Annotated in this window: 25 protein-coding genes and 1 tRNA gene; 11 read left to right on the forward strand and 15 right to left on the reverse strand. The window is 69.4% G+C overall.

Annotation, left to right across the window (positions count from 1 at the left end; translation table 11 throughout):
• Positions 1-170 precede the first annotated feature (170 nt).
• The 4 genes from clpX to A3862_RS05620 all read right to left on the reverse strand — a co-directional run bounded on the left by clpX (position 171) and on the right by A3862_RS05620 (position 4008).
• Complete coding sequence (gene clpX / locus A3862_RS05605) at positions 171-1442, reverse strand: ATP-dependent Clp protease ATP-binding subunit ClpX (protein WP_043385521.1); 1272 nt, start codon at positions 1440-1442, stop codon at positions 171-173.
• Between the two features lie 186 nt (positions 1443-1628).
• Positions 1629-2255: an ATP-dependent Clp protease proteolytic subunit gene (locus tag A3862_RS05610; protein WP_012322036.1), complete on the reverse strand. Its 627-nt coding sequence runs from the start codon at positions 2253-2255 to the stop codon at positions 1629-1631.
• 127 nt (positions 2256-2382) lie between these two features.
• Complete coding sequence (tig, locus tag A3862_RS05615) at positions 2383-3792, reverse strand: trigger factor (protein WP_043347496.1); 1410 nt, start codon at positions 3790-3792, stop codon at positions 2383-2385.
• 131 nt (positions 3793-3923) lie between these two features.
• A tRNA-Leu gene (locus A3862_RS05620) sits at positions 3924-4008 on the reverse strand.
• Positions 4009-4156: 148 nt separating this feature from the next.
• Between A3862_RS05620 and A3862_RS05625 the strand changes: the two genes are divergently transcribed.
• A complete protein-coding gene (locus tag A3862_RS05625; protein ID WP_111473432.1) occupies positions 4157-5641 on the forward strand; it encodes a multicopper oxidase family protein in 1485 nt (494 codons plus the stop codon).
• Here the strand turns inward: A3862_RS05625 and A3862_RS05630 are convergent.
• The gene (locus tag A3862_RS05630; protein WP_043760220.1) at positions 5634-7133 is read right to left on the reverse strand and encodes a bifunctional ADP-dependent NAD(P)H-hydrate dehydratase/NAD(P)H-hydrate epimerase; all 1500 of its coding nucleotides are present in this window, start codon (positions 7131-7133) and stop codon (positions 5634-5636) included. The two genes, A3862_RS05625 and A3862_RS05630, sit on opposite strands and share 8 nt — an antisense overlap.
• Positions 7134-7327: 194 nt before the next feature.
• Between A3862_RS05630 and A3862_RS05635 the strand changes: the two genes are divergently transcribed.
• Complete coding sequence (locus A3862_RS05635) at positions 7328-7666, forward strand: P-II family nitrogen regulator (RefSeq protein WP_003600526.1); 339 nt, start codon at positions 7328-7330, stop codon at positions 7664-7666.
• A gap of 163 nt (positions 7667-7829) precedes the next feature.
• Positions 7830-8009 carry a DUF2735 domain-containing protein gene (locus tag A3862_RS05640; protein ID WP_043347490.1) on the forward strand — a complete coding sequence of 60 codons (180 nt, stop codon included), beginning with the start codon at positions 7830-7832 and terminating at the stop codon, positions 8007-8009.
• 197 nt (positions 8010-8206) lie between these two features.
• Here the strand turns inward: A3862_RS05640 and A3862_RS05645 are convergent, their stop codons facing one another.
• The gene (locus A3862_RS05645; protein WP_043347488.1) at positions 8207-9241 is read right to left on the reverse strand and encodes a glutamine synthetase beta-grasp domain-containing protein; all 1035 of its coding nucleotides are present in this window, start codon (positions 9239-9241) and stop codon (positions 8207-8209) included.
• Between the two features lie 335 nt (positions 9242-9576).
• Between A3862_RS05645 and glnA the strand changes: the two genes are divergently transcribed.
• Together glnA and A3862_RS05655 are read left to right on the forward strand one after the other, a co-directional pair.
• Positions 9577-10986 carry a type I glutamate--ammonia ligase gene (gene glnA, locus A3862_RS05650; RefSeq protein WP_043385529.1) on the forward strand — a complete coding sequence of 470 codons (1410 nt, stop codon included), beginning with the start codon at positions 9577-9579 and terminating at the stop codon, positions 10984-10986.
• Between the two features lie 219 nt (positions 10987-11205).
• Positions 11206-11844, forward strand: coding sequence for a VOC family protein (locus tag A3862_RS05655; protein WP_043760218.1), 639 nt, complete (start codon positions 11206-11208; stop codon positions 11842-11844).
• A gap of 164 nt (positions 11845-12008) precedes the next feature.
• Here A3862_RS05655 and A3862_RS05660 read toward each other — a convergent pair whose 3' ends face one another.
• Positions 12009-12632, reverse strand: coding sequence for a ribonuclease D (locus tag A3862_RS05660; protein ID WP_043760216.1), 624 nt, complete (start codon positions 12630-12632; stop codon positions 12009-12011).
• A gap of 98 nt (positions 12633-12730) precedes the next feature.
• Between A3862_RS05660 and A3862_RS05665 the strand changes: the two genes are divergently transcribed.
• Entirely contained in the window at positions 12731-13159 is a 429-nt protein-coding gene (locus A3862_RS05665) for a cupin domain-containing protein (protein ID WP_078947133.1), read from the forward strand.
• Here the strand turns inward: A3862_RS05665 and yddG are convergent.
• A complete protein-coding gene (yddG, locus tag A3862_RS05670) occupies positions 13156-14070 on the reverse strand; it encodes an aromatic amino acid exporter YddG (protein ID WP_051976168.1) in 915 nt (304 codons plus the stop codon). The two genes, A3862_RS05665 and yddG, sit on opposite strands and share 4 nt — an antisense overlap.
• Before the next feature lie 97 nt (positions 14071-14167).
• Between yddG and A3862_RS05675 the strand changes: the two genes are divergently transcribed.
• On the forward strand, positions 14168-15394 hold the full coding sequence (locus A3862_RS05675) for a glycerophosphodiester phosphodiesterase family protein (protein WP_043760214.1): 1227 nt from the start codon (positions 14168-14170) through the stop codon (positions 15392-15394).
• 172 nt (positions 15395-15566) lie between these two features.
• On the opposite strand, the gene A3862_RS05680 is transcribed toward A3862_RS05675, so the two are convergent.
• From A3862_RS05680 to A3862_RS05695, 4 genes are all read right to left on the reverse strand, one after another.
• Positions 15567-15806, reverse strand: a complete 240-nt coding sequence (locus tag A3862_RS05680; RefSeq protein ID WP_043760213.1) for a hypothetical protein — start codon at positions 15804-15806, stop codon at positions 15567-15569.
• 21 nt (positions 15807-15827) lie between these two features.
• Positions 15828-16259 (reverse strand): hypothetical protein, encoded by a 432-nt coding sequence (locus tag A3862_RS05685; RefSeq protein ID WP_081948722.1) that lies wholly within the window; start codon positions 16257-16259, stop codon positions 15828-15830.
• A 529-nt stretch (positions 16260-16788) separates the two neighbouring features.
• Complete coding sequence (phbB, locus tag A3862_RS05690; RefSeq protein WP_043347469.1) at positions 16789-17517, reverse strand: acetoacetyl-CoA reductase; 729 nt, start codon at positions 17515-17517, stop codon at positions 16789-16791.
• A gap of 114 nt (positions 17518-17631) precedes the next feature.
• Positions 17632-18816, reverse strand: a complete 1185-nt coding sequence (locus tag A3862_RS05695; protein WP_043347468.1) for an acetyl-CoA C-acetyltransferase — start codon at positions 18814-18816, stop codon at positions 17632-17634.
• A 325-nt stretch (positions 18817-19141) separates the two neighbouring features.
• Here A3862_RS05695 and phaR point away from each other — a divergent pair, with 325 nt between their 5' ends.
• Positions 19142-19732, forward strand: a complete 591-nt coding sequence (gene phaR / locus A3862_RS05700; protein ID WP_043385545.1) for a polyhydroxyalkanoate synthesis repressor PhaR — start codon at positions 19142-19144, stop codon at positions 19730-19732.
• A 95-nt stretch (positions 19733-19827) separates the two neighbouring features.
• Complete coding sequence (locus tag A3862_RS05705; RefSeq protein WP_043385547.1) at positions 19828-20142, forward strand: hypothetical protein; 315 nt, start codon at positions 19828-19830, stop codon at positions 20140-20142.
• Positions 20143-20161: 19 nt separating this feature from the next.
• Here the strand turns inward: A3862_RS05705 and rpmF are convergent, their stop codons facing one another.
• Positions 20162-20350 (reverse strand): 50S ribosomal protein L32, encoded by a 189-nt coding sequence (rpmF, locus tag A3862_RS05710; protein ID WP_003601373.1) that lies wholly within the window; start codon positions 20348-20350, stop codon positions 20162-20164.
• Positions 20351-20588: 238 nt separating this feature from the next.
• Here rpmF and A3862_RS05715 point away from each other — a divergent pair, with 238 nt between their 5' ends.
• A complete protein-coding gene (locus A3862_RS05715; protein WP_043357356.1) occupies positions 20589-20948 on the forward strand; it encodes a helix-hairpin-helix domain-containing protein in 360 nt (119 codons plus the stop codon).
• A 3-nt stretch (positions 20949-20951) separates the two neighbouring features.
• On the opposite strand, the gene A3862_RS05720 is transcribed toward A3862_RS05715, so the two are convergent.
• On the reverse strand, positions 20952-21635 hold the full coding sequence (locus tag A3862_RS05720) for a hypothetical protein (RefSeq protein ID WP_043760211.1): 684 nt from the start codon (positions 21633-21635) through the stop codon (positions 20952-20954).
• Positions 21632-21934, reverse strand: a complete 303-nt coding sequence (locus A3862_RS05725; RefSeq protein WP_043385555.1) for a hypothetical protein — start codon at positions 21932-21934, stop codon at positions 21632-21634. Before A3862_RS05725 ends, A3862_RS05720 begins: the two co-directional genes overlap by 4 nt.
• 141 nt (positions 21935-22075) lie before the next feature.
• Here A3862_RS05725 and A3862_RS05730 point away from each other — a divergent pair, with 141 nt between their 5' ends.
• Complete coding sequence (locus tag A3862_RS05730; RefSeq protein ID WP_043357361.1) at positions 22076-24955, forward strand: phosphoenolpyruvate carboxylase; 2880 nt, start codon at positions 22076-22078, stop codon at positions 24953-24955.

The following is a 24955-nucleotide window of genomic DNA, read 5'->3' on the forward strand; positions in this document are numbered from 1 at the left end:
GCGAGGGTCGGAATTTCGAAAACTTTGCGGCTGGTGACGCGGACCGGACCTCGAAGGAGCGTGCGGCCACCGCGCTGAGCCTGAGGTGGCTGCGGGGCGCAGCGTTTTCAAGATGTTCCCCGCAGCGCGCCCGGCCGGAGCCGGGCGCTTAACGCAACCCTACCAAGCGCTTACGCGCTGACGCTGGCGGGCGCTTCCTTGTTGCGGTCGCCGTGGATGTAGAGGGGACGCGACTTGCCCTCGACCACCTCCGGACCGATCACGACCTGCTCCACGGACTCGAGGCCCGGCAGGTCGTACATCGTGTCGAGCAGGATCGTCTCCAGTATGGAGCGCAGGCCGCGGGCGCCGGTCTTGCGCTCGATCGCCTTGCGGGCGACGAGCGACAGCGCGTCGTCCTGGAACGTCAGATCGACGTTCTCCATCTCGAAGAGCCGCTGGTACTGCTTGACCAGGGCGTTCTTCGGCTCCTGCAGGATCTTCTTCAGCGCGGCCTCGTCGAGATCCTCAAGCGTCGCCAGGACCGGCAGGCGGCCGACGAACTCGGGGATGAGGCCGAACTTCAGGAGGTCCTCCGGCTCGACCGAGCGGAAGATCTCGCCGGTGCGGCGGTCGTCCGGGGCCTGCACGGTCGCGCCGAAGCCGATCGAGGTGCCCTTGCCGCGCTGGGAGATGATCCGCTCCAGCCCCGCGAAGGCGCCGCCGCAGATGAACAGGATGTTGGTCGTGTCGACCTGCAGGAATTCCTGCTGCGGGTGCTTCCGGCCGCCCTGGGGCGGAACGGAGGCGACCGTGCCCTCCATGATCTTCAGGAGCGCCTGCTGCACGCCCTCGCCCGACACGTCGCGGGTGATCGACGGGTTGTCGGACTTGCGGGAGATCTTGTCGATCTCGTCGATGTAGACGATGCCGCGCTGCGCCCGCTCGACGTTGTAGTCCGAGGCCTGGAGCAGCTTGAGGATGATGTTCTCGACGTCCTCACCGACGTAGCCGGCCTCGGTGAGGGTCGTGGCATCCGCCATGGTGAACGGCACGTCGAGGATGCGGGCGAGCGTCTGCGCGAGCAGCGTCTTGCCCGAGCCGGTCGGCCCGATCAGCATGATGTTGGACTTGGCCAGCTCGACGTCGTTGTGCTTCGTCGCGTGCGCGAGCCGCTTGTAGTGGTTGTGCACGGCGACCGAGAGGACCTTCTTGGCGAAGTCCTGGCCGATGACGTAGTCGTCGAGGACGCGGCGGATCTCCTTCGGGGTCGGCACCCCGTCGCGGCTCTTCACCAGCGAGGATTTCGACTCCTCGCGGATGATGTCCATGCACAGCTCGACGCACTCGTCGCAGATGAACACGGTCGGGCCAGCGATCAGCTTGCGGACCTCGTGCTGGCTCTTGCCGCAGAACGAGCAATACAGCGTGCTCTTCGAGTCGTTGCCGCCAGTCTTGCTCATATCGGTCTCCGATTCCTCGCGTCCGCAGCCGGCAAGGGGGCGGACGCGCATCGTTTGAATGTAGGGGGCCCGTTTAAAGAAACAGTGTGCTGCGCGCCTTTGACCGAAGGGCCCGATCTCGGATGCAAACACGCTGCCGCGGCGGGATCAAGGCCGCGCCGCGGCGGTCAGGCGTCGCGGATCCGATCAGGCGGCTGCCGGCTCGGGGCGCTTCTCGATCACCTCGTCGATGAGCCCGAACTCCTTGGCCGCGTCCGCGGTCATGAAATTGTCGCGCTCAAGGGCGGTGTGGATCGTGTCGTAGTCGCGACCCGTGTGCTTCACGTAGATCTCGTTCAGGCGCCGCTTCAGCGCCTCGATCTCGCGGGCATGGATCAGGATGTCGGTCGCCTGGCCCTGGAAGCCGCCCGACGGCTGATGGACCATGATCCGGGCGTTCGGCAGGGCGAAGCGGTGGCCGGGCTCGCCGGCGGTGAGCAGCAGCGATCCCATGGAGGCGGCCTGGCCGACGCACAGCGTCGTCACCGGGCAGCGGATGAACTGCATCGTGTCGTAGATCGACAGGCCCGAGGTGACCACGCCGCCGGGGGAGTTGATGTAGAAGGAAATTTCCTTCTTCGGATTCTCCGCCTCGAGGAACAGCAGCTGCGCCACGATCAGCGACGCGCCGTAATCCTCCACGGGGCCGGTGAGGAAGATGATGCGCTCGCGCAGCAGGCGGGAGTAGATGTCGAAGGCGCGCTCGCCGCGGCTCGATTGCTCGACGACCATCGGCACGAGCGCATTGTTGTAGACGTCGATCGGATCTCTCATCTCGTCCTGCCCAGGAGTGAGGCCCGGGGCTGCCGCGAATCAGGGCAGCCCCGGGCATGTCAGCGAACACCGGCGATGCTTAACCATCGCCTAACCCTTGCCCGCCGTCGCTCGGACAGGGCGGGACTCAGTCGGCCTTTGCCTCGGTCTTGGCCTCGGCCTTGTCTGCCGGCTTCTCGCCGGTCGTGTCGTCGTCATCTTCGTCTGCGAAAAGCGCCTCTTTCGAGACAGGCTCCTCGACGAGTTTGACCTGCCCGAGGACGTGGTCAACGACCTTCTCCTCGAACAGGGGCGCGCGGAGTTCCGCGAGCGCCTGCGCATTCTTCCGGTAGAAGTCCCAGACCTGCTGCTCCTGGCCCGGGAACTGCCGGACCCGGGCGATGAGGGCCTGGTTCACCTCCTCATCCGAGACCTTGATATCGGCGCTCTCGCCGACCTGCGCAAGCACGAGACCGAGACGGACGCGCCGTTCCGCGATCTTCCGGTACTCGGCCTGGGCCTTCTCCTCGGTGGTGTCCTCATCCTCGAAGGTCTTGCCGCGCGTCTTGAGGTCCTGCTCGACCTGGGCCCAGACCGCGGCGAATTCCTGCGCCACCAGGGACGGAGGCAGCTCGAAGGCGTACTTGCCGTCCAGGGCGTCAAGGAGGTCCTTCTTGAGGCGGCGGCGCGTGGCGGCCTCGAAGTCGCGGCCGATCGCCTCCGACACGGCTTCGCGGAGCTTCTCCAGCGACTCCATGCCCATGGACTTGGCGAACTCGTCGTCCACCTTGGCCTCGCCCGGCGCCTGGATCTTCGTGACCGTCACGTCGAACTCGGCGTCCTTGCCGGCGAGGTGCTCGGCCCCGTAGGATTCGGGGAAGGTGACCTTCACGAGCGGCTTGTCGCCGACCTTGGCGCCGACGAGCTGGTCCTCGAAGCCCGGGATGAACGAGCCGGAGCCCAGCTCCAGATCGATGCCCTCGCCCTTGCCGCCCTGGAACTCCTCGCCGTCGATGCGGCCGACGAAGTCGATGGTGACGCGGTCGCCGCTCTGGGCCTCCGCGCCCTCGTCGCGCTCGGCGAACGGGCGGCCCTGGCCGGCCATGCGCTCCAGGGCCTCGTCCACCTCCGCGTCGGAAGGCTTGGCGACGCGCTTGGTCAGGCTGACGTCGGAGAGGTCGGCGAGTTCGAAGCTCGGCATCACCTCGAGGGCGACCTTGAAGGCGAGGTCACCCTTGGCGTCGAGCGCCTTCTCGACCTCGGCCTGATCGCTCGGGAACTCGACCTGCGGCTCCAGGGCGAGCTTGAGGCCGTTGTCGGCGACGATCTGGCGATTGGCCTCGTTGACGGCGTTCTGCACCACCTCAGCCATCACGGAGCGGCCGTAGACCTTGCGCAGATGCGCGACCGGCACCTTGCCGGGGCGGAAGCCCTTGAGCTGCACCTTGTCCTTCATGCCGGACAGCTCGTTGGTCAGGCGCTCCTCGAGTTCCTGGGCGGCCAGCAGAACCTGAAACTCGCGCTTCAGCCCCTGGGCGTTGATCTCGGTCACCTGCATCGTCGTCGTCGCTCTTCAAAGAAACCTGGGTTCGCCGGGCGGGCCGGCGTCGTGCTCGCGCGGACCGGGATGCCGAGATGTCGGGTACGGGACGGAGGGTCCCGAGGGGACCGCTACCGCAGCAGACGTCCTGGTGCGGGCGGAGGGGCTCGAACCCCCACGTCTTGCGACACTGGAACCTAAATCCAGCGCGTCTACCAGTTCCGCCACGCCCGCGCGCGCCGACATCCGGCGCATCGCCGGCCGCCGGAAGCGCGCCCTATAGCATGGGCCGGCCGGCCCGCAGCAAAAAACTTACCCCTGTGGCGCGGGAGCCGACACGCCGCTATGGAGCGAACCCGTCGCGAGCCGCAGCCGAGATCCCATGCCGCCATCCCGCCCCGTGCCGCCGACCGATTCGCGCGCCGGCTCGCCGTCGCGCCGGAGCCTCCTCGCCACCGCCGCCGCCTTCGGGCTGGTGCCGGACGCGGCGCGGGCCCAGGCGCCGAGCCCGCCCCCCGGCAGCGGGGCGGCGTTTCCGGCGCAACCGGAACCGGCCGCCCTGCCGGCGGCCCCCGGCCGGGCTCGGTTCCGGTCGGAGCCCGCGCCCGAAACGCCGGTCTGGTGCTTCGACGGTAAGGCCCTGCCGCCCGTCGTCCGGGTCAAGCTCGGCCAGCCGGTGCGGCTGAAGGTCGAGAACCGGACCGACAAGCCGCTCGCGTTGCACTGGCACGGGGTGCGCAACGTCAACGCCATGGACGGCGTCGGCGGGGTGACCCAGGCGCCGATCCCGCCGGGCGGCGACTTCCTCTACGCGTTCACGCCGCCGGATGCCGGCTCCTACCTGATCCGGCCGTTGGTCGTCGGGGGGTCGAGCGAACCGTCGGGGCGCGGGCTCGCGGGCATGCTGGTCGTCGAGGAGGCGAATCCGCCCGCCGTCGATGCCGATGTCAGCGTCGTCCTGCAGGATTGGCGGCTCGAGGATGACGGCACGCTCCTGCCCTTCGGGCAGGTTCCGCTCGCGGCCGCACACGGGCGCCTCGGCAACCTCGTCACGGTCAACGGCAAGCCGGTGCCGGGCATCTTCGAGGCCCGCCCCGGGGCCCGGGTCCGCCTGCGCCTCGGCAATGCCTGCAACGCCCGGGCGACGCGCATCAAGTTCGAAGGCGTCAAGGTCTATGTGGCGGCGGTCGACGGGCAGCCCACCGACACGTTCGAGCCGCTCCGGGCCACCCTGCCCTTCCCGCCGGGAACCCGCTACGACCTGCTCGTCGACCTGCCGGAGGAGGAAGGCGCCACCTGCGCGATCCACGCGCTGATCGGCAAGGGCCTCATCCTGGCCAGCGTCACCACGAAGGGCGCCAAGATCACCGAGAAGCGGCCGCCGATCGGGCCGATCGGCGAGAACAAGCGCCTGCCGGCCGAGGTCAAGCTCCAGAACGCCCTGCGCCGCGACGTCGTGATCACCAGCGGCGCCTTCGTGCCGAAGGACAAGGGAGGCGCCAAGGACGGTCCGGCGCCCGACGCCGTCTATACGGGCGATCCGCAGAAGATCTGGTCGGTGAACGGTGTGAGCGGCACCACGGGCCTCCAGCCGATCTTCTCGGTGAAGCGCGGCCAGGTCGTGGTGCTGGCCCTGCGCAACGATACCGCCTTTCCCCAGGCCCTGCACCTGCACGGCCATTGCTTCCGGCTGCTCCACCCCCTCGACGATGGCTGGGAGCCCTACTGGCTGGACACGTTCCAGCTCCTGGAGGGCAGGACCGCACGGATCGGCTTCCTGGCCGACAATCCGGGGCGCTGGCTGATCAGCGCCACGGTGCTGGAGCGGTTCGACACCGGCCTGTGGACCGTCTTCGAAGTCACCTGAGCGCGGATTCGACGAGGTCCCGGAGCACCGCCGGCATCAGCTCCGGGATGTCCTCGGCGATCAGGCCGGGACCGTGGCGCAGGCCGGCATCGCCGTGGAGCCACACCCCGGTTGCGGCGGCCTCGAAGGGGTCCATGCCCTGGGCCATCAGGCCGGCGATCAGGCCACCCAGCACATCCCCGGAGCCCGCAGTGCCGAGATAGGGGCTGCCGTGGTCGTTGATCGCCGCGCGGCCGTCCGGGGCGGCGACGACAGTATCGGCGCCCTTGAGGACCACGACGGCGCCGGTGAGTTCCGCCGCCGCGCGGGTCCGCGCGACCTTGTCGGCGGCGCCTGCCGCCGCCGTACCGTCGAAGAGCCGCGCGAACTCGCCGGCATGGGGGGTCAGGACGGCCCGGGCATCGCCATCCGCCAAATGGGCGGCGAGAAGGCGCGCCTGCCCGGCGAAGCTCGTCAGCGCGTCGGCATCGAGAACGAGGCCGCGCCCGGCCGCCGCCGCCACGGCGACGCGTTCCCGGGTGGGCTCGCCGGTCCCGAGTCCCGGACCGGCCAGAACCACATTCAGCCGCTCGTCGGTGAGCAGGTCGTCGAGGTCATCGGCACTCTCGCAAGGCCGCAGCATGATCGCCGTGAGATGCGTGGCGTTCTCAGCGAGCGCCGCGGGCGGCGACGCGACGGTCACGAGCCCGGCGCCGACCCGCAGGGCACCGCGGGCGGCCAGCCGGGCGGCCCCGGTCTTCGTGGCCGGCCCGGACAGCACGAGGGCGTGGCCGCGGGTGTATTTGTGGCTCAATCCGCTGAGCCGCGGGAAGGCTCCGGCCCACAGGTCGGGCCCGTTCCGATGGAGCGGCGGGCCGACGGCCAGACCGACCGCGAGCGCCTCCGGTCCGGTCCCGATATCCGCGAGGCTGAGTTGCCCGCAGAGGCTGCGTCCGGGTTGGAGCAGGTGTCCGGGCTTGAACGCCACGAAGGTCACGGTCTCCACCGCCCGGATCGCGACACCTCGCACCGCACCGGTATTGCCGTCGATCCCGGTCGGCACGTCGACCGCGAGCACCGGGACCCCGGCGGCGTTCACCGCCTCGACGAGCGCGCGGGCGGCGCCGTCGAGATCGCGCGACAGACCGGCCCCGAACAGGGCGTCGATCACGAGGTCGCAGGACGGCAGCGGGCTGCCGTCGACCTGACACACCGGTCCCGTCCAGGCCTGGGCGGCCAGGGCGGCGTCCCCTTTTAGCGCCGCACGCTCACCGAGAAGGACGAGGTCGACGCCGTAGCCGGCCTCCGCCAGCAGGCGCGCGGCCACGAAGCCGTCGCCTCCGTTGTTGCCGGGTCCGCACAGGACGACCGTCTTTCCGCCCGCCGGCAGGCGAGCCCGGGCGCGGGCGGCGACCGCGGCGCCGGCAGCCTCCATCAGCCGGAGGCCCGGCACGCCGCCGTCGATGGCTGCCGCATCGACCCGCCTCATCGCCGCGACCGTCAACAACCGCATGTCCGCCCTCCCCTCTGCCCGTGCACCGATCAGCCCTGACTAAAAACGCGCCAAAAACCGGAGAAGCGCCTGAAGGATGTGCGTGGATCGCACATGAAATAGGCACTATGGTTGGGCACGCCGCGAAAACGGCATGGCGGAGGCGTCACGAGGATGTTAGAAATGCCCGGCACCGCAGCGCAGGCCCGAGCGGCATGAAGAAGATCGAAGCGATCATCAAGCCTTTCAAGCTCGACGAAGTGAAGGAGGCGCTCCAGGAGGTCGGTCTCCAGGGCATCACCGTCATCGAGGCGAAGGGTTTCGGCCGTCAGAAGGGCCATACGGAGCTCTACCGGGGCGCCGAATACGTGGTCGACTTCCTGCCCAAGGTGAAGCTGGAGATCGTTCTGTCCGACGCCCTTGTGGAGGGCGCCGTCGAGGCGATCCGCAAGTCGGCCCAGACCGGCCGCATCGGCGACGGCAAGATCTTCGTCTCGACCATCGAGGAAGCGATCCGCATCCGCACCGGCGAGACCGGAACGGACGCGATCTGACGCGGGCCGTCCCGCTCCCGCAACGCTTCTCTGCCTAAGATTTCGCACTGCGCGAATGTCCGGCATCGGCGCGTTCCGCACTGGAGCGCCGCCTTCCACACCCCACATCATCGGGAACGGCTGGCCTGGTCGGCCGCTTGAACCCGATGCAGGAGGATGTGCGATGGCCGCGACGGACCCGCGCGAGAGCGCCAAGATCTACGATCTGTCCGCGTTCCGGCGCTCGCGCCTGACCGCGCGGGCCGCTCCGGACGCGAAACCCGCACCCGTGCCGAGCCTCGGCGGCGGCGCGTGGTACCACGAGGCGGCGATCCGCGACGACGAGCGCCCGCGCCGATCCTGAAACCGGAAACTCGGGCGCTCCGCCCCTCCACGCACCCCGCGACATCCCCGCGATACCAGGGCCGCCCAGCGGAACGCGTTATCTTAAAGCGCGGGCACGGGTCACGGACCGGCCCACCCGATCCGGAAACGGCGAAGCCGGACCAAAGGGCCCGGCTTCGTTCGTTCTGTGGGAAGCTCTGACGCTTCCCCCGCGTCTTACGCGGCTGCAGCGGCCTCGGCCGGCACGGAAGCGATCGTCTTCAGCACCTGCGAGGCAATCTGGTAGGGGTCGCCCTGGGAGTTCGGACGGCGGTCCTCGAGGTAGCCCTTGTAGCCGTTGTTCACGAAGGAATGCGGCACGCGGATCGAGGCGCCGCGATCGGCCACGCCGTACGAGAACTCGTGGATCGAGGCGGTCTCGTGCTTGCCGGTCAGGCGCATGTGGTTGTCCGGACCGTAGACGGCGATGTGCTCCTCGCGGGCGTTCTTGAACGCCTCCATGAGCTTCTCGAAATACGCCTTGCCGCCGTGCTCGCGCATGAACGCGGTCGAGAAGTTGCAGTGCATGCCCGACCCGTTCCAGTCGGTGTCGCCGAGCGGCTTGCAATGGTACTCGACGTCGATGCCGTACTTCTCGCAGAGGCGCTGCAGGAGGTAGCGGGCCATCCACATCTCGTCGGCGGCCTTCTTGGAGCCCTTGCCGAAGATCTGGAACTCCCACTGGCCCTTGGCCACCTCGGCGTTGATGCCCTCGTGGTTGATGCCGGCATCGAGGCAGAGGTCGAGGTGCTCCTCGACGATCTTGCGGGCGACGTCGCCGACGTTCGAGTAGCCGACGCCGGTGTAGTACGGGCCCTGCGGCGCCGGGTAGCCGGAGGCCGGGAAGCCGAGCGGGCGGCCGTCCTTGTACAGGAAGTACTCCTGCTCGAAGCCGAACCAGGCGCCGGCATCGTCCAGGATGGTGGCGCGCTTGTTGGATTCGTGCGGGGTCACGCCGTCCGGCATCATCACTTCGCACATCACCAGCACGCCGTTCTTGCGGGCCGGGTCGGGGAAGTGGCGCACGGGCTTCAGCATGCAGTCGGAGCTGCCGCCCTCGGCCTGCTTGGTGGACGAGCCGTCGAAGCCCCACATCGGGAGCTGCTCGAGGGTCGGGAAGCTGTCGAATTCCTTGATCTGCGTCTTACCGCGGAGGTTCGGGGTCGGCGTGTACCCGTCGAGCCATATGTACTCGAGCTTATATTTGGTCATTCCGGTTCTCTCGTCCGTATCGATGCGCGACCTGGGCAACCCGGGAAGACGCGAACGGCTTGCCGCCTCGTCGACGGCTGCGGCCGCCTTCGCATGGATCGTGCCAGCAGGGCCATTGCCGGAGAACAACGATGCCCTAGAAACGGTATGGCGCGATCACGGTTTCGAGATCGGACGCAATCGCGGACCGATCGTTCTATCCGGCCGCCGATTCCGGGGCCCGGCGGGTGGCAAGGCACGCCCGCGCCGGATATCAAGCCCCGCTTGCCGGCGCACGCGACCGCGTGCGGGTGCGCCCCGAGAGACGATTCAGAGATCCCTGGAGGATGCCCACGATGACCACTGCGGCCGAGGTGCTGAAGACGATCCGGGACAACGACGTGCGCTACGTGGACTTCCGGTTCACCGACCCGCGCGGCAAGTGGCAGCACGTCACGTTCGACGTGTCGCTCATCGACGAGGAGATCTTCGACGAGGGCACCATGTTCGACGGCTCCTCGATCGCCGGCTGGAAGGCGATCAACGAGTCCGACATGCTGCTGATGCCGGATCCGGTGACCGCCACCCTGGACCCGTTCTTCTCGGCCGCGACCATGTCGATCGTGTGCGACGTGCTGGAGCCGGCCACCGGCGAGCCCTACGGCCGCGACCCGCGCGGCACCGCCAAGCGCGCCGAGGCCTACCTGCAGCAGACCGGCATCGGCGACACGATCTATGTCGGCCCCGAGGCCGAGTTCTTCGTGTTCGACGACGTGAAGTTCGGCGCCGACCCCTACCGCACCGGCTTCGAGCTCGACTCCACCGAGCTGCCGACCAACGGCTTCACCGATTACGAGGGCGGCAACCTCGGCCACCGGGTGCAGACCAAGGGCGGCTACTTCCCCGTCCCGCCGCAGGATTCGGCGCAGGACATGCGCGGCGAGATGCTCGCGGCCATGCAGTCCATGGGCGTGAAGGTCGAGAAGCACCACCACGAGGTGGCCTCGGCCCAGCACGAGCTCGGCATGAAGTTCGACACGCTGACCCTGCTCGCCGACCACATGCAGATTTACAAGTACTGCATCCACAACGTCGCGCAGAGCTACGGCAAGTCGGCGACGTTCATGCCCAAGCCCGTCTACGGCGACAACGGCTCGGGCATGCACGTCCACCAGTCGATCTGGAAGGACGGCAAGCCGGTCTTCGCCGGCGACAAGTATGCCGGCCTCTCCCAGGAGTGCCTCTGGTACATCGGCGGCATCATCAAGCACGCCAAGGCGCTGAACGCCTTCACCAACCCGTCGACCAACTCGTACAAGCGCCTGGTGCCGGGCTACGAGGCGCCGGTGCTGCTGGCCTACTCGGCGCGCAACCGCTCGGCCTCCTGCCGCATCCCGTGGACCAAGAGCCCGAAGGCCAAGCGCGTGGAGGTCCGCTTCCCCGACCCGATGGCGAACCCCTACCTCGCCTTCTCGGCGCTGCTGATGGCCGGCCTCGACGGCATCCGCAACAAGATCGACCCGGGTCCGGCCATGGACAAGGATCTCTACGAGCTGCCGCCGCGGGAGCTGAAGAAGATCCCGACCGTGTGCGGCTCGCTCCGCGAGGCGCTCGCCAACCTCGACAAGGACCGGGCCTTCCTCAAGGAGGGCGGCGTGTTCTCGGACGACCAGATCGACTCGTTCATCGAGCTGAAGATGACCGAGGTGCTGCGCTACGAGATGACCCCGCACCCGATCGAGTTCGTGCAGTACTACTCGCTGTAAGGTGAGTGCGGGCCGGGCACGATGCCCGGCCCGGATCTCTCCCAGGCCGGGGCCTCTCGCGGGGCCCCGGCCTTTTTCTTGGGGACGTTCCGGAGTTACCCATCCCCACCTGATTTTGCGGCGCCCGTCAGCACGAAGGCCGGGTCGGGACCTGCGCGGCCCCGGGAATGCCCTGGCCGCCGGCCGCCCAGGCGCTAGCGGTCACACGGAGCCCGCCCGATGCTTACCCTCGACCACCTCGTCGTCGTCGCGCCCGATCTCGCGGAAGGCGTGGCGCATGTCCGGGATTGCCTCGGCCTGACGATGCCGGAAGGCGGGCGCCACCGCGAGATGGGCACCCGCAACCATCTGATGCGTCTCGGCGACGCCACGTTCCTGGAGGTGATCGCTGTCGATCCCGAGGCGCCGGTCCCGCCGCGGGCGCGCTGGTTCGGCCTCGGCGATGCCGCACGGGTGCGGGCCGACTGGGATTCGGGCCGGCGGCTGCGCGGCTTCGTCGCCCGCACGGACGATCTCGACGGCGTTCTCGCCGCCCATGGCGCGCTCCTCGGCGCGGCGGCGACGATGACCCGCGGCGACCTGTCCTGGCGCTTCGCGGTGCCCCCGGGCGGGGTGTGGCCGGCGGACGGGGCAGCGCCGTGCGTCATGGATTGGGGGCAACGCGGGAATCCGGCGGGGCGGATGCCGGATCTCGGCGCCGGTCTGGAGGCGCTCATCCTGACGCATCCGGATCCCGACGCCGTCACGGAGCTGCACGCCGCGCTCGGCCTCGCCGATCCGCCGCGGGTCGTGGCGGGCCCCGGCCCGCGCTGGACCGCCCGGATCACGACGCCGTCCGGCCCGCGGACGCTGACCTGAGCACGACGGACCCTCCTCGCCGGCCTGATCGGGTGGGTGACCGGCGAGGAGGGACTGGCCGGGACCCGGAAGCCCTGGCAACCACAACTTACCAGCGACACATCGCGGTGCGGTGACAGGAAAGTCTCACTCCGCACAGGAAGTGTGCAGAATCCTCCGCCTCCTCAAGTATGCGCGAAGATGTCGGTCTCGGGCCAGCCGTCGAGGTCGAGGCGGGCCCGGGTCGGCAGGAAGGCGAAACAGGCGGCCGCGAGATCGCTGCGCCCTTCCCGGGCCAGCATCGCGTCGAGCCGGTCGCGGGCCGCGTGGAGGTGGAGCACGTCCGACGCCGCGTAATCGAGCTGGGCCTGCGACAGATTCTCGGCGCCCCAATCCGAGGATTGCTGCTGCTTCGACAGGTCGACGCCGACGAGTTCGCGGACCACGTCCTTCAGGCCGTGGCGATCCGTATAGGTCCGGGCGAGCTTCGAGGCGATCTTGGTGCAGTAGACCGGCATCGGCATCACCCCGAGCGCCCGATACAGGACCGCCACGTCGAACCGCGCGAAGTGGAAGATCTTGAGGATTTCCGGATCGGCCAGGACGCGCTTGAGCATCACCGGCTCCGGACCGTCTTGCGGGATCTGGACCACGTCGGCCGTCCCGTCGCCGGTGGAGAGCTGCACCACGCAGAGACGATCCCGATGCGGGTTGAGCCCGAGCGTCTCTGTGTCGATGGCCACCGCCCGGCCCGCATCGTAATCGGCGGGCAGGTCGCCGCGGTGGAGACGTACGGTGGGGCTCGGCATCTTTTTCGGACCTTACGGGTTTTTCGGCCGGTAGCATCGGCGTCCAGTGCCGGCAAGCGGCCGGCCGGACGCCGGCGCGGCGGATGGAGAGGCGGATCATGACGGCAGCCGAGGTGATCGCGACGCTGGGGCTGAAACCCCATCCCGAGGGCGGCCATTACCGCGAGACCTTTCGCGATCCCCGCACGGTGGAGGGGCGCTCGGTCGGCACGGCAATCTACTTTCTGCTGGATCTCGGCGAGGTCTCGGCGTGGCACCGGGTCGACGCCACCGAGATCTGGCACTGGCATGCCGGCGCGCCGCTCGTGATCACCACGAGCCCCAACGGGCACGACGCCACGGCCCAGCATCTCGGCCCGGATCTCGCCGCGGGGCAGCGCCCGCAATGCGTCGTGCCGACCGGCCACTGGCAGACCGCCACCAGCCTGGGCGCCTGGACGCTCGTCGGTTGCACGGTCTCGCCGGGCTTCGACTTCGCCGGCTTCGAGATGGCGCCGCCGGACTGGCGGCCGACGCCGCGGCGCTAGCCTCGCTTCGGCGCCGTCCGCGACGTCCGCACCGCCGTGAGCGCCCCCGCCACGATGAGCAGGCAGGCGACCGCCAGGGCGGGGCTCGGGCTGGCATAGCCCGCCGCCACCAGGATCAGCGTCGAGAGGACCGGCGCCGCGTAGGCCGTGACACCGAGGAGCCGGACGTCGCCGCGCTTGCAGCCGATATCCCAGAGATAGAAGGCCGCCCCCACGGGCCCGAGACCCAGCAGGAGCACGGCGCCCCATTGCACCGCATCGGCCGGCCAGACCGTCGCCTCGAAGGCCAGATGGCACGCGAGGCTGAGCGCCGCCGTGGCGAGGCAGAACCCTGCGACCGCGTCGGTCGGCACCTGCCCGACCCGGGCCGAGAGCACCGAGTATCCGGCCCAGACGAAGGCCGCCGCCAGGGAGGCCGCGTAGCCCGGCAGCGCGCCCGCAGCGAAGGTGAGATCGGCCCGTCCGGCGAACAGGGCCGCGACGCCGGCGAGACCGAGGACCGCCCCGATGAGATGGCCCGGGCGCAACCCGCCCGAGCCCGGCAGGCGGGCCGAGAACAGGACGATCAGCAGCGGCCAGAGATAGTTGATCAGCCCGGCCTCGGCCGGCGGCGCGAGGCGCAGGGCGCTGAAGTAAAGGGCGTGGTAGCCGAACAGGCCTCCGACCCCGAGCAGCCAGACCGGCCAGGGCTGGATCAAGGCGCGGGCGCGGCTCGGCCGGACGATCCAGGTTGCGCAGCCGCACAGGCCGCCGATCAGGAAGGTCATGGCGGCGAGCTGGAACGGCGGCACCGTCCCGGAGGCGGCCGTGAACAGGGCGAGCAGCGACCACAGCAGGATCGCACCGAAGCCCGCGACAGTGGCGGTTGCGCTCTGCGTGCGCAGGGTCGAGATCGATGCAGGCGCGGTCATGGCGTGCCGCTATCACGCCGCTTCCGAGTCGGCGAGACCGGGGTCACGCCGCTGTCACCGTGGCCCTCTACCGGCGACCTGAAACGGGAGGTTCGCGATGCGTGCGTTCATGATCGGGCTGGGGCTGCTCCTGGGGCCGGGACCCGGCCTCGCCGGCGAGGCCGCCCAGCTCGGGCCGCGGCCCTTCTACCTCGTCGACCAGCTGAAGCCCGGCCCGCTCAAGGACACGCTCGCCGCCTGCGGAATCGACCGGACCTACACGCCCAGGGCCTTCTCGATCTCGCATCGCGGCGCGCCGCTGATGTTTCCGGAGCATACACGGGAGGGGGTGCTCGCCGCCGACCGGATGGGCGCCGGGATCATCGAGTGCGACGTGGCCTTCACCAAGGACCGCCAGCTCGTCTGCCGTCACAGCCAGTGCGATCTGCACACGACCACCGACATCCTGGCCCGACCCGAGCTCGCGGCGAAATGCACGCAGGGCTTCACGCCGGCCGATCCGGCCACCGGCCGCAGGGCCTCGGCCAAGTGCTGCACCAGCGACCTGACGCTGGACGAGTTCAAGTCGCTGAACGGGAAGATGGACGCCGCCGATCCGGACGCCACCAGCGTGACGGCCTACATGAACGCGACCCCGCGCTGGCGTACCGATCTCTACGCCGGCACCGGCACGCTGATGTCCCACAAGGAGTACATCGCGCTGGTGAAGGGGCTGGGGCGGAAGTTCACCCCCGAATTGAAGGCCCCCCAGGTGCCGATGCCGTTCGACGGCACCTACACCCAGGACATGTACGCCCAGCAGCTGATCGACGAGTACCGGCAGGCCGGCATCCCGGCCTCCGACGTCTATCCGCAGAGCTTCCAGCTGCGGGACATCCTGTACTGGCTGGAGAAGGATCCGGATTTCGGCCGCCAGGCGATCTTCCTCGACGACCGCGACGAGACCGCGAAGGGTTTCGACCCGGAGAAGCCCGCTACGTGGCAGCCCGGCATGACCGAACTCGCGCAGAAGGGCGTGAAGATCCTGGCGCCACCGCTCTGGATGCTGGTGCGGCCGGGGCCTGACGGGACGATCGAGCCCTCGACCTACGCCCGGGAGGCGAAGAAGGCCGGCCTGGGCCTGATCGCGTGGTCCCTGGAGCGCTCGGGCCCCCTGAAGGGCGGCGGCGGGTACTATTATCAGTCGATCAAGCCGGTGGTGACCGGCGACGGCGACATCCTGCGGCTGCTCGATGTCCTGCACGGGCAGGTGGGCGTGCTGGGCGTCTTTTCCGACTGGCCTGCGACCACGACCTTCTACGCCAACTGCGTCGGCGCGCCCTAAGGGGTGCGGCTCAGTCGGCCCACAGGGCCACGAGGGAGAAGACGCCGGCCATCATGAAGTTGACGACGAGGAAGCCGGTGATGATCAGGGCGAGCGTCATGAGCGTTGTCTCGGGGTGAACGATCCGGAGAACCGGCAGCAGCCCCTCGGGGCGCTGCCGGGGATGGGCGTCTCAGAGCGGGGAGAGCAGCAGGACGAGATGACCCAGATGGCCGAAATCGAGCGGCTTCCAGCCGAACCATCGCTGAAGCGGCACGTAGATCACGCACTGCACCCCGGCACTTCCGAGCATCGCCAAGACGAACCATCCCCAGTCCTGCGTGACCATCCCGATCGTGGCCGCGAACATCGCCGTCGTGGCGAAGATGAACGTGCTGGCGTTCCCCGGCCGCGGCGTGATGACGTCCGACATCGTCGATCTCCCTGATAGCGGTCAGCGGGCGCGGCAGTTCGGGCCGTACCAAGTCATGGTCCGGCGATCCATGCCGCCATCGGACGAGGCGCCGCAGATGGGGAAGCGGGGGTCGCCGCTCCGCTGCAGGCTGGCGATCTTGTAGAGATCCTGCCGGGCCTCGCGGCGGCGGTTCTGCTCGGCGAGCTGCGCCTGCCAATACAGGTTGCTGTTGGCCTGGGCGACGGCGCGCTGCTGATGGAGGCCCATCATGCACTCGGCAAAGCCGTCGGTGTCGGGCTCGAAGCCGAAGGCGTAGCACTGGTTCTGATCCATCGCGTGGCGCTCCTGCGGCGTGACGCAGGCGGCCAAGCCCAGGGCGCAGGCCGCGGCGAGACCGAGCTTCGCGACGGTGGGCAGCGTGCGGTTGAGGCTGCCCTCGCTCTGGCCGGCACGCGAAGCCGTGTCGCGCAAAGAACTGTCCTGGCCGCCACCGATAAAATGAACGCCGAATTTACCGTGAAACCAGTTGTTCATGACGCCCGGGACCTCGATTTCTGTCGGCAGGACCATCCGCGAGCCGATGAAAGAAGGTCTATACGAGGCAGGTCGAATTGTTCGTGTCGCAGAACACGCGGGCGCCGGGGCCGATCGCTGCCCGCAATGCCCGTTATCCCGAAGCCGCGCGGAGACCGCGCAGGCCAGGTAGGACTTTCGTCAGGCTTGCCGGGTCGGATCGTCCGCGTCGCCGATCTGCGGAATCCGCGCGACGTCTGGCACTCGGGCGATCAGCGGGCGCCGCCGGACTCTCTCCGCGGCGACGGTCTGCACGGGCGAAGCGCACCCCGATGGGGAACGGGCGGCGCGCCGGCTGCGCGGCGCACTCGATGAGGCGCAGCCCGAGGCGGCCGTCATCGAAGCGATCGGGCGCGAGAGGGACCGGCCGCGGGGGCCTCGGCCCTGCGTCGGGCGCGCCGGATCGATCCGGCGCGCCCGCTGGCGATCAGACGAAGTGCTGGCCGCCGTTGATGGTCAGCGTCGAACCGTTCACGAAGCCGGCCTCGTCGCTGGCGAGGTACTCGACCGCGTGCGCGATCTCGCTGGCTTCGCCCAGGCGACCCGTGGGAATCGTGGAGATGATCTTGTTGCGGATCTCCTCCGGCACCGCCATCACCATCTCGGTGGCGATGTAGCCCGGCGCGATCACGTTCACCGTGATGCCCTTGGACGCGCTCTCCTGCGCCAGGGCCTTGGCAAAGCCGATCACGCCGGCCTTGGCGGCCGAGTAGTTGGTCTGGCCGGCCTGGCCCTTCTGGCCGTTGATCGACGAGATGATGATGATGCGGCCGAAGTTGCGGCTGCGCATGCCCTCGATCAGCGGACGCGTGCAGGTGAACATCGAATCGAGGTTGGTCTTGATGACCGCCTGCCACTTGTCGAAGGTCATCTTGTGGAAGGCACCGTCCCGCGTGATGCCGGCGTTGTTCACCAGCACCTCGATCGGCCCCAGCTCGGCCTCGACGGCCTTGATGCCGGCCTCGCAGCTCGCGAGATCGCCCACGTCGAACTTGAAGACCGGGATGCCGGTCTCGGCCTTGAAGGCGTTGGCCGCCTCGTCGTTGCCGCCGTAATTGGCCGCGACCCGATAGCCCTTGTCCTTGAGCCGCTTCGAGATCGCCGCGCCGATACCGCGAGTGCCGCCCGTGACCAGGGCGACGCGTCCTTGAGCCATTGTTTCCTCCTGTTCGCATCCCGTGATGCCGCGTGCGGATGGCGTCCGCACGCGAATTTTTGTGATCTCGGCCTTAAGTCTAAGTTGTCCAGCGGGGCTGACGCCCCGCTGCGCTCAGGTCCGCTCGATGCACATCGCGACGCCCATGCCGCCGCCGATGCAGAGAGTGGCGAGGCCCTTCTTGGCGTCGCGGCGCTTCATCTCGTGCAGCAGCGTGACGAGGACGCGGGCGCCGGACGCGCCGATCGGGTGGCCGATGGCGATGGCGCCGCCGTTGACGTTCACCTTCGCGTCGTCCCAGCCCATGTCCTTGTTCACCGCCAGCGCCTGAGCCGCGAAGGCTTCGTTGGCCTCGATCAGGTCGAGGTCGGAGGGCTTCCAGCCGGCCTTCTCCAGGGCCTTGCGGGAAGCCGGGATCGGGCCGGTGCCCATCACCTTGGGATCGACGCCCGCGGTCGCCCAGGACTTGATCTTGGCGAGCGGGGTCAGGCCGCGGCGCTCGGCCTCCGAGGCCGACATCAGCACGAGGGCGGCGGCGCCGTCGTTGAGGCCCGAGGCGTTGGCGGCCGTCACGGTGCCGTCCTTGGCGAAGGCCGGCTTCAGCTTGGCCATGGCCTCGATGGTGGCGCCGTCGCGGATGTACTCGTCGGTGTCGACGACGGTGTCGCCCTTCTTGCCCGGCACGGTGACGGGGACGATCTCGTCCTTGAAGCGGCCCTCCTTGCGGGCGGCCTCGGCCTTGTTCTGCGAGCGGGTCGCGAACTGGTCCTGCTGCTCGCGGGTGAGCTGGAAGGCCTGGGCGACGTTCTCGGCGGTCTGACCCATGTGGTAGCCGTTGAAGGCGTCCCAGAGCCCGTCCTTGATCATCGTGTCGACGAGCTTGACGTCGCCCATCTTCTGGCCGCCGCGCAGGTACTGCGCGTGGGGCGAGAGCGACATCGATTCCTGGCCGCCGGCGACGATGACCTTGGCGTCGCCGTTGGCGATCTGCTGCATGCCGATCGCGACCGTGCGCAGGCCCGAGCCGCAGACCTGGTTGAGGCCCCAGGCGGTGGCCTTCTCGGGAATGCCGGCCTTGATGGCCGCCTGACGGGCGGGATTCTGGCCGGCGCCCGCAGTGAGGACCTGGCCAAAGATCACCTCGTCCACATCGTCGGGCGAGACCTTGGCCCGCTCCAGGGCGGCCTTGATGGCGGTCGCACCGAGCTCATGGGCCGGCACCGCCCCGAAGGCGCCGCCGAACGAGCCGACCGGCGTGCGCGCGGCCCCGACGATGACGATCTCTTCGCTGCCTGCCATGTGAACGTTCTCCTCTCGCGAGCCGGCGCGCCTTCCACGTTTTGGGGCGCGCTCTGTGCCGGCCCTGGGATGAAGGGCTTGAGATGGGCGAAGTCAAGGTTGTCTATCAAAGCGCCAAAACGTGCCGATGACGCGTCCGCGAAACTGAAATGGCGCTCCGGCCCCACACCCTCTGCATTATTCTGCGTTGAAGAGGTGCAGTTTGCTGTTTTCTGCGCCCGGGGAAGGCTTTAAGGATCGTGCTGCGGGCGCGAAGACAGCCCCGCCAGACTGCACCGCGCGTCTGCAACGCCCCCCGGTCCCGAGTCCAGAAAGGCCGTTCCCGATGGCGGATACCGTCAAGGCCACCCAGACCGTCATCAAGAAGTACGCCAACCGGCGCCTCTATCACACAGGTACCTCGACCTACGTGACGCTGGAGGACCTCGCCACGATGGTCCAGAACGGCGAGGATTTCGTCGTGTACGACGCGCGCACCGGCGACGACATCACCCGCTCGGTCCTCACGCAGATCATCTTCGAGCAGGAGAACAAGGCCGGCGCCGAGAACCTGCTCCCGGTGGCCTTTCTGCGCCAGCTGATCCGCTTCTACGGCGACAGCATGCGCACAATGGTGCCGAGCTTCCTCGAATTCTCGATGGCGAATTTTGCCAAGGATCAGGACGGGCTCCGCGAGAAATTCGCTCAGAGCTTCGGTCCGTCGGCGTTCCAGAACGCGATCGAGCAGCAGGTGCGCACCAACATGAACTTCTTCGGCGACGCCATGAAGATGTTCACGGGCTTCGGGCCGCCCGCCCCCGGGACGCAGCCGCCGGCGCCGACACAGCCCACGCCCTATGCCGGGGGCGAACTGGACGATCTCAAGCGCCAGATGCTGGAGATGCAGCAGCGGCTCGAAGCGCTGGCGAAAAAGTAAATTCCCGTCGGCGCGACCGAACAAAGGGTTGACGATTAGTAAACACCGGCCCCACCTTTGCGACATCGGCACGGAAACGTGCGAAAGGTGTGCGCATGGTGCGTATCGGAACAGTCAGCCGTCTCGGCCCGACACAGGTCCGCTCCACCCGGCGCAAGCCGGTGTCGGAGCCGGACGCGTCTCCGGAGCCGGCCGAGACCGCAGCCCAGGCGCTGGTGGTGATCGACGGGGGGCGGTCCGAGGGGGAACCGGAGGGTCGGCCGGCGGATCGCGCGGGCCGAGGAAGACCCCGCGCCGGCTTTGTCGCCCAGCTGCTCACGGCCGACGATCCGACGCTGCTGCCGTCACGCCTGACACGGACCCAGATGGCCGCCGCGCGCTACGCGGAGGCCGCGCGGCGCCTCGCCTGAGGCGCCGCCTTCGCGAGGCTCAGGCCTCGGCGGACTTCACCTTGAGAACCTGACGGCCGCGATACATGCCGGTCTTCAGGTCGATGTGGTGCGGACGGCGCAGCTCGCCCGAATCCTTGTCCTCGACATAGGTCGGCGCCTTCAGGGCGTCGGCCGAGCGGCGCATGCCGCGGCGGGAGGGGGAGGTCTTTCGCTTCGGAACGGCCATGGCAGGATCCTTCGTGACGCCGCGGACAAAGCGGCGCGCGGGCGGCTCCTCAATCGAGGATCGCCACGCACACCGCGGGATACGGATGAGGGCGGGCTTATAGCTCCGGCGCCGGCCCGTGGCTAGGGGTGCCGGACCACAACCGTTAAGCGCGGGCGTTAAGCGCGGGTTCAAGCAGGCCGTCGCAGATCTGCCACGACGGCACCGCGCAGCGGGCCGCGTCCTTCGGGAGAACGCCATGGCTTCCTCCACCAAGACCCTCGCCCTTCTCGCCCTCCTGTCGAGCCTCGTGGCGGCCCCCGCCCTGGCGCAGGCGCCCCAGACGCCGACGACCGCAGCGCCGACGGCCCCCGCGAAACCCATGGCACCGAGCGCACCGGTGGCCGGATCGCCCAACGCCGCAAAGGGCGCGCTCATCGACCTCAACAGCGCCAGCACCGAGGAACTCGACGCCCTGCCGGGTATCGGCGCGGCGCGCGCGGCCGCGATCATCAAGGGGCGGCCGTATCGCGGGAAGGACGATCTCGTCTCCAAGAAGATCATCCCGAAGACCGTCTACGACGGCATCAAGGACAAGGTCATCGCCAAGCAGAAGTAGCCGCTACTCGGCGATCGCCCCCTGAGGCATGGAGAAGCCGGGGGGCGTCTTCGGGGCCGCGGCGGCCTTCGGCGCCGCGTGCCGGGGCGCCTTCTTGCGGGCTTCGGCCTTCGGCTCCTTCGGCGCCTTGACGGCGGGCGGGGTCTCGCAGGCGCGGAAGGTGAGCTGCGCCAGCGGCGTGCCCTCCTCGGTGACGATCGCGATCGGATCGGGGAAGGTCGGCAGCGTCGGCTGCCAGCGAATCGGGCCGCCGAGCATCGCCTCGATTCCCGCCGGGGCGCCGCCGCGCCGCAGCGTCGTGAAGTCAGGCCCGTAGGCGGTGGCGACCTTCCCGGCAATCACGACCTGCAGCACCTCGTTCAGTTCGGGCGTCAGCGGCCTGAGCGGGTTCGTCGTGCGGATCTGCCCGGACCGCGTGATCACCATCTTGAAGCCCTTGCCGCTCTCGAAGTGGGCCGCCTGGGTCCCACAGGGCTGCTCAAGGGCCGGGCCGGCCGCCGGCGTCGGGCTCGTCGCCTGAGGGGCACTCGGCTCCGGGGCGGGAGCCGGCGCAGCGGGCGCGGTCTGTGCCGGAACGTCCGGCGCAGGCGGCTTTCCGGCCGGCGCGGCCGAAACGGACTGCGCCATCGTCAGGTAGAGGGGGCCGGCCAGCAGCAGACCGGCCGCCCCGCGCAGGCTCACCGTCATCGGCTGCCTCCGGGCGGATCGCGGTGAAGCGCCTCGCTGCGCTGCGTCCTGTCGAGGGCGCGGATCGGTTCCAATTCCATCGCTTCCAGATCGAGCACTCGCGGATCGAGCACCTGTGCGCTGCGGTCGATCGGGCTCCTGCGGGGACCGACCGAGCCGATGAGCAGATCCTCGTCCTCAAGATCGAGGTCGGAGCCCATGCGCAGGGGCTCGCGCCGGCCGCGAGCCACCATCGCGGCGACGGCGACGACGGCGATGGCGAAAACCAGGATGGCCAGGATGATGAACAGGCGCTCCATAAGGCGGCAAGCTCTAACCTGCGGTTCAGGCCGCCGCCACCCCGTCGCGTGTCCGATCGCGTCCCCGATCGCGTGCGGAACGCTCCTTGCGTGCGCCGCCGGACCGGGTAGATGCGGGCAGACCGGAGCCGGGACCGACCGATGCAGCACGAGCCGAGCCGCGAGCCCGAGGAACTGGAGGCGCACCTCCTCGGACTGATTGAGGCTGCCCGGGAACAGGCCCGGGAGGACCCGTTCCGCAATCCCGTCCTGGCGGTGACCCTGGCGATCACCCGGCGGTTCGACAGGAACGAGATCTCGGCAGGCGACCTGGACGGCCTGTTCGTGCGCCTGCGCGCCGAAGCCCTGGCAGCCCGGGCGGAGCGGCTGCGGGCCTATGTCGGGCTCGATGCCAGCCCCGAGGATCCGCAGGCGGGGATTCCCGCCCGTCTCGTGGCGGCAATCCCCGACCGGTCGGACAGCGTCGAGGCCTTCGCGGCCCTCATCCACCGCACCGCCTTCGCGGTGGTATTCACCGCCCATCCCACCTTCGGCATGCCCCGGGCGGTCGCCGGCCTCCTCGCCGAGGCCGCGAGCCTGCCCGACGCTGCGGCCCGCGCCGGGCTGATCGAACGGGCGGCGACTTTGTCCACGCGGCCGGACGCGCCGATCACCCTCGACGTCGAGTTCGAGCAGGCCTGCGCGGCGGCCAATAACGGGCGGCTCGCCCTCGACGCCTTCAACGGCGCCCTGCTCGACGCCGCCCGCGCCCGCTGGCCCGACCGCTGGACCGAACTGACGCCCCGCCCCTTCGCCATCGCCAGCTGGGTCGGCTGCGACACGGACGGGCGGACCGACATCGGATGGTGGGACACTCTCCGCTACCGGCTGATCTCGAAGCGGATGCAGTTCGACCGGGTGATGCGCGATCTGCCCGCGAGTCCCGCGTGCCGGGAGGTCCGTGCCCTCGCCGAGAACGCGCTGGCGGCGGTGAACCGCCAGCTCACCGTGGCGCCGCGCCTCGGCGACCAGCCGTCCCTCGAGGCGGTGCACCGCTTCGCCCTGGCCCTCATCATCGAGCGCGAGCGCGCCCAGACCGACGCGGGCGCCCTCGTCGCCGCGCTGACCAAGGCCCTCGAGGCTGCCGACGACGGGGCCGACAGACGGCGGATCGCGGTCCTGCGCGCGGGCGTCGCGACGCACGGCCTGTCGAACGCCCTGCCGCATTTCCGGCTGAACGCCAGCCAGATCCACAATGCGGTACGCCGGGTGATCGACCTCGAAGGCGAGCCCACCGACGCGGCCCGGCGCCGGTCGCACCTCGCGACGATCCACACCCTGCTGAACGATGTCCGGCCGGTCGCCGTCGATTTCGGGGCGCTCGCGGCCGAGCGGGCCTCGGCCGCCCGGCTGATGATGACGATCGCCCAGATCCTCAAGCACGTCGACGGCACCCATCCGGTGCGCTTCCTCATCGCCGAGACCGAGACCGGCTACACCCTGCTGGCCGCCCTCTGGCTGGCGCGGCACTACGGCATCGCCGACAAGCTGGAGATCACGCCGCTGTTCGAGACGGCAAGCGCCCTCGAACAGGGCATTCGGGTGCTCGACGACGCCCTGCGCAACCCCCACTGGCGCCAGTATCTGAAGCGCATCGGCCGGCTGACCGTGCAGTTCGGCTATTCCGATTCGGGCCGCTATGTCGGCCAGCTTGCGGCGACCTTCTGGATCGAGCGACTGCGGCTGCGCATCACCGAGATGCTGGTCCAGAACGGCCTGTCCGACGTCGAGCTCGCGATCTTCGACACGCACGGCGAATCGATCGGGCGCGGCGCCCATCCGACCTCCCTGCGCGACCGCCTCGCCTACCTCGCCCCCGAGGATGCGCGGGACCGGGCCCGCAAGGCCGGCATCCGGGTCCGGCTCGAATCGAGCTTCCAGGGCACCGACGGCTACCTGCTGTACGGCACCGAGGCGCTGGCCCGCGCCAGCGTCGCCCGCATCGCCGAGCACGTCTACGCGCTCGACGTGACGGAGGAGGATTCGTTCTCGGACTACGCCCTGAACGACCATCCCAAGGCGGCCGACGCCAAGGTCGATCCGATCTACGCCGAGCCGGATTTCGCCCTCGAATTCTTCACCGCGGCCCGCCAGGACATGGAGGCGCTGGTCGACGATCCGGGCTACGCCGCCCTGCTCGGCACCTTCGGCCCGAGCCTGATCGACCGGACCGGCTCACGTCCGGTGGCACGCCAGACCGACAATGGCGGCCCGGCGCGGATCACCCATCCGCGCCAGATGCGGGCGATCCCCAACAACGCGATCCTGCACCAGCTCGGCTTCCTGGCGAATTCCCTGCACGGGATCGGCCGGGCCGCCCAGCGCGGCCCGGACCTGTTCCGCGACATGCGCCGCGATTCGGTGCGCTTCTCCCGGGCCTTCCGGCTGGTGCAGCACGCCGCCTCGGTGGGCGACCTCGACGTGCTGCGCGCCTATATCGACACCCTCGATCCGGCCGTGTGGCTGGAGCGGGCGCGGCGCACGCAGAAGGATTTCCGCAGGGACGAGCTGGTCGTGATCTCCGGGGCCCTGGAGCGCCTCGATCTCGCCCCCGCGCTCCGGAACCTGTTCGGACGCCTGACCCGCGACTGGCTCGCCCTGCGCGCGGCCGCCCCGGACCTTCCCGCCATGTCGGCGCGGCTGACCCTGCTCCACGCCCTGCGGCTCGCGCTGATCCACCGGATCTGGTTCCTGGCGGTGCACATCCCGGGTTTCCGGCCCCAGGCGGGCATCTCCCGCGAGCAGCTGCTGGAGCGCTTCCTGCGGCTGGACATCGACGGCTGCCTGAAGCTCCTCGACGCGATCTTCCCGATCACGCCGGATCCGACGCTCGGCCTGAACTTCGGCGAGCCGGCCGGCCCGCGGGACGTCGGCACCTACGAGGCGGAGCACGCCAACCTGTTCCAGCCGATCCGCCGGATGTTCGACCAGGTCCGCGAGATCTCCGGGATGATCCAGCACGAGGTCGGCGCGTTCGGATGA

The sequence above is a fragment of the Methylobacterium sp. XJLW genome (genome assembly GCF_003254375.1).
Lineage (GTDB): Bacteria > Pseudomonadota > Alphaproteobacteria > Rhizobiales > Beijerinckiaceae > Methylobacterium > Methylobacterium fujisawaense.

What these genes read in the sequence shown, in the direction of transcription:
- A3862_RS05715 (WP_043357356.1), top strand. Translation starts at nt 20,589, where the DNA reads ATGGCTTCCTCCACCAAGACCCTCGCCCTTCTCGCCCTCCTGTCGAGC.
- A3862_RS05705 (WP_043385547.1), top strand. Translation starts at nt 19,828, where the DNA reads ATGGTGCGTATCGGAACAGTCAGCCGTCTCGGCCCGACACAGGTCCGC.
- A3862_RS05725 (WP_043385555.1), bottom strand. Translation starts at nt 21,934, where the DNA reads ATGGAGCGCCTGTTCATCATCCTGGCCATCCTGGTTTTCGCCATCGCC.
- phbB (WP_043347469.1), bottom strand. Translation starts at nt 17,517, where the DNA reads ATGGCTCAAGGACGCGTCGCCCTGGTCACGGGCGGCACTCGCGGTATC.
- yddG (WP_051976168.1), bottom strand. Translation starts at nt 14,070, where the DNA reads ATGACCGCGCCTGCATCGATCTCGACCCTGCGCACGCAGAGCGCAACC.
- A3862_RS05610 (WP_012322036.1), bottom strand. Translation starts at nt 2,255, where the DNA reads ATGAGAGATCCGATCGACGTCTACAACAATGCGCTCGTGCCGATGGTC.
- clpX (WP_043385521.1), bottom strand. Translation starts at nt 1,442, where the DNA reads ATGAGCAAGACTGGCGGCAACGACTCGAAGAGCACGCTGTATTGCTCG.
- A3862_RS05660 (WP_043760216.1), bottom strand. Translation starts at nt 12,632, where the DNA reads ATGCCGAGCCCCACCGTACGTCTCCACCGCGGCGACCTGCCCGCCGAT.
- A3862_RS05675 (WP_043760214.1), top strand. Translation starts at nt 14,168, where the DNA reads ATGCGTGCGTTCATGATCGGGCTGGGGCTGCTCCTGGGGCCGGGACCC.
- A3862_RS05630 (WP_043760220.1), bottom strand. Translation starts at nt 7,133, where the DNA reads ATGCGGTTGTTGACGGTCGCGGCGATGAGGCGGGTCGATGCGGCAGCC.
- glnA (WP_043385529.1), top strand. Translation starts at nt 9,577, where the DNA reads ATGACCACTGCGGCCGAGGTGCTGAAGACGATCCGGGACAACGACGTG.
- A3862_RS05695 (WP_043347468.1), bottom strand. Translation starts at nt 18,816, where the DNA reads ATGGCAGGCAGCGAAGAGATCGTCATCGTCGGGGCCGCGCGCACGCCG.
- phaR (WP_043385545.1), top strand. Translation starts at nt 19,142, where the DNA reads ATGGCGGATACCGTCAAGGCCACCCAGACCGTCATCAAGAAGTACGCC.
- A3862_RS05640 (WP_043347490.1), top strand. Translation starts at nt 7,830, where the DNA reads ATGGCCGCGACGGACCCGCGCGAGAGCGCCAAGATCTACGATCTGTCC.
- A3862_RS05645 (WP_043347488.1), bottom strand. Translation starts at nt 9,241, where the DNA reads ATGACCAAATATAAGCTCGAGTACATATGGCTCGACGGGTACACGCCG.
- A3862_RS05730 (WP_043357361.1), top strand. Translation starts at nt 22,076, where the DNA reads ATGCAGCACGAGCCGAGCCGCGAGCCCGAGGAACTGGAGGCGCACCTC.
- A3862_RS05665 (WP_078947133.1), top strand. Translation starts at nt 12,731, where the DNA reads ATGACGGCAGCCGAGGTGATCGCGACGCTGGGGCTGAAACCCCATCCC.
- A3862_RS05625 (WP_111473432.1), top strand. Translation starts at nt 4,157, where the DNA reads ATGCCGCCATCCCGCCCCGTGCCGCCGACCGATTCGCGCGCCGGCTCG.
- rpmF (WP_003601373.1), bottom strand. Translation starts at nt 20,350, where the DNA reads ATGGCCGTTCCGAAGCGAAAGACCTCCCCCTCCCGCCGCGGCATGCGC.
- tig (WP_043347496.1), bottom strand. Translation starts at nt 3,792, where the DNA reads ATGCAGGTGACCGAGATCAACGCCCAGGGGCTGAAGCGCGAGTTTCAG.
- A3862_RS05655 (WP_043760218.1), top strand. Translation starts at nt 11,206, where the DNA reads ATGCTTACCCTCGACCACCTCGTCGTCGTCGCGCCCGATCTCGCGGAA.
- A3862_RS05635 (WP_003600526.1), top strand. Translation starts at nt 7,328, where the DNA reads ATGAAGAAGATCGAAGCGATCATCAAGCCTTTCAAGCTCGACGAAGTG.
- A3862_RS05720 (WP_043760211.1), bottom strand. Translation starts at nt 21,635, where the DNA reads ATGACGGTGAGCCTGCGCGGGGCGGCCGGTCTGCTGCTGGCCGGCCCC.
- A3862_RS05680 (WP_043760213.1), bottom strand. Translation starts at nt 15,806, where the DNA reads ATGTCGGACGTCATCACGCCGCGGCCGGGGAACGCCAGCACGTTCATC.